Here is a 1,946-nt window from a genome sequence, read left to right on the forward strand (position 1 = left end):
CCGAGGCCCTGGCCATCGCCGATGCCCTCGGGGCCCATGGCACCCGGGTGCCCGTCACCGCGCCGAAGACCGGGATCGGACGGGGCTACTGCGCCGCGCCGCTGATGGACGCCGCGGCAGCGGTGCTCTCGATGGAGCACGGCCTGATTCCGCCCACCCCCAACGTCTTCGACATCTGCCACGACCTCGACCTCGTGACCGGCCGGGCCCGTACCGCCGAGGTACGCACGGCACTGGTGCTGAGCCGCGGACTCATGGGGTCGAACTCGGCGCTGGTGCTGCGGCACGACGCCACCGACGCCTCGTCCTGAGGCGCCGCGGAACAGGCAAGGAAGGAAAATGGCATGACTGATCGCATCACTGTGGAAGAGCTCGCCGAACTCATGAGGAAGTGCACCGGTGTCACCGTCGCTCCGGAGGAACTCCGCCGCGACGAGACGGCCTTCGAGCAGCTCGGCGTCGACTCGCTGGGCCTGCTGGGCATCGTGGGCGAGCTGGAGAACCGGTACGGCACGCCGATGCCCACCGACGCCGAACGCTCCAAGACGCCCCGGCAGTTCCTCGACCTCGTCAATAGTGCCCTCCTGGCAGGAGCGTGACATGACCGGACACACGCAGAACGAGATCACCATCGCGGCACCCCTGGACCTGGTCTGGGAGGTGACCAACGACCTGGAGAACTGGCCGCGGTTGTTCAGCGAGTACGCCTCCGTCGAGATCATCTCCCGGGAGGGTCACAAGACGACCTTCCGGCTGACGATGCACCCGGACGAGAACGGCACCGTGTGGAGCTGGGTCTCCGAGCGCGAGCCCGACCGTGAAACGCTCACCGTCAAGGCCCGCCGCGTCGAGACGGGCCCCTTCGCCCACATGAACATCCACTGGCGGTACGAGGAGGTACCGGCCGGCACGCGGATGGTCTGGACGCAGGACTTCGCGATGAAGCCGGAGGCGCCGGTCGACGACGAGTGGATGACGGACAACATCAACCGGAACTCGAAGGTGCAGATGGGTCTGATCCGCGACCGCATCGAGAAGATCGCCGCCGAGCGCGGTGCGAGTGCCGGTCTGACCGACTGAGCCGGACGGAGAACAGTCCCATGCACCAAGCCCTGATCGTCGCCCGGATGGCCCCGGGATCGGCGCCCGACATCGCCAAGGTGTTCGCGGAGTCCGACCGCGGGGAATTGCCGCACCTCGTCGGCGTCACCCGGCGCAGCCTCTTCCAGTTCGGCGATGTGTACCTGCACCTGATCGAGGCCGAGCACGAGCCCGGACCCGCCATCGCCAAGATCACCGGGCATCCCGAGTTCCGGGACGTCAGCGAGCGCCTGTCCGCGTACGTCAGCGCGTACGACCCCGACACCTGGCGCTCCCCGAAGGACGCCATGGCGCAGCGCTTCTACCTCTGGGAGCGCGAGCCGGCCGGCTGACCGCAGCCGGCATTCGACGGCCGCCGGGTCCGCAGCGTCGCGGGCCCGGCGGTCGTCGGTCTGTCTGCATCGGGAATCCGGGATCACCGGGTCCCGCGGGTCGCGGTCGGATCAGCCGGGGATGTGGCAGTCGAACGCGTGCAGATAGGGATTGACCGGACTGATGTCGTCGATGATCAGGCCGGCCTCGGTGAGCCGGTCCACCATGCTCTGGCGGGTGTGCTTCGCCCCGCCGACGTTGAGGAGCAGCAGCAGGTCCATCGCGGTGCTGAACCGCATGGAGGGCGAGTCGTCGACGAGGTTCTCGATGACCACCACCCGCGTCCCGGGGCCGCCGGCCTCGCGGACGTTGCGCAGCGTGCGGGTGGTGCTCTCGTCGTCCCATTCCAGGATGTTCTTGATGACGTAGACGTCGGCTTTCACCGGGACGGCCGTCCGGACGTCGCCGGGCACGACGTGCGCGCGGTCCGCGAGGTCGCCGCCCGTGCGCAGTCTCGGGACGGCGTTCTCCAC

The 1,946-nt window shown here is 68.8% G+C and carries 4 protein-coding genes and 1 pseudogene; 4 read left to right on the forward strand and 1 reads right to left on the reverse strand.

The window, feature by feature from the left end; translation table 11 throughout:
- The 4 genes and pseudogenes from ABZ281_RS47560 to ABZ281_RS47575 form a co-directional block, all read left to right on the forward strand.
- Window positions 1–311 (forward strand): annotated as a pseudogene (locus ABZ281_RS47560) (ketosynthase chain-length factor); the annotation flags it as partial.
- Window positions 312–344: 33 nt separating this feature from the next.
- Entirely contained in the window at window positions 345–599 is a 255-nt protein-coding gene (locus tag ABZ281_RS47565; RefSeq protein WP_356664873.1) for an acyl carrier protein, read from the forward strand.
- A gap of 1 nt (window position 600) precedes the next feature.
- A complete protein-coding gene (locus ABZ281_RS47570; RefSeq protein ID WP_356664875.1) occupies window positions 601–1,080 on the forward strand; it encodes an SRPBCC family protein in 480 nt (159 codons plus the stop codon).
- Window positions 1,081–1,100: 20 nt separating this feature from the next.
- Window positions 1,101–1,433: a TcmI family type II polyketide cyclase gene (locus ABZ281_RS47575; RefSeq protein WP_356664877.1), complete on the forward strand. Its 333-nt coding sequence runs from the start codon at window positions 1,101–1,103 to the stop codon at window positions 1,431–1,433.
- 111 nt (window positions 1,434–1,544) lie between these two features.
- Here ABZ281_RS47575 and ABZ281_RS47580 read toward each other — a convergent pair.
- Window positions 1,545–1,946 (reverse strand): methyltransferase (locus ABZ281_RS47580; protein WP_356664879.1); only part of this gene is annotated, 402 nt, incomplete at its 5' end.

It is taken from the genome of Streptomyces sp. NPDC006265 (assembly GCF_040613555.1).
Taxonomy (GTDB): Bacteria; Actinomycetota; Actinomycetes; order Streptomycetales; family Streptomycetaceae; genus Streptomyces.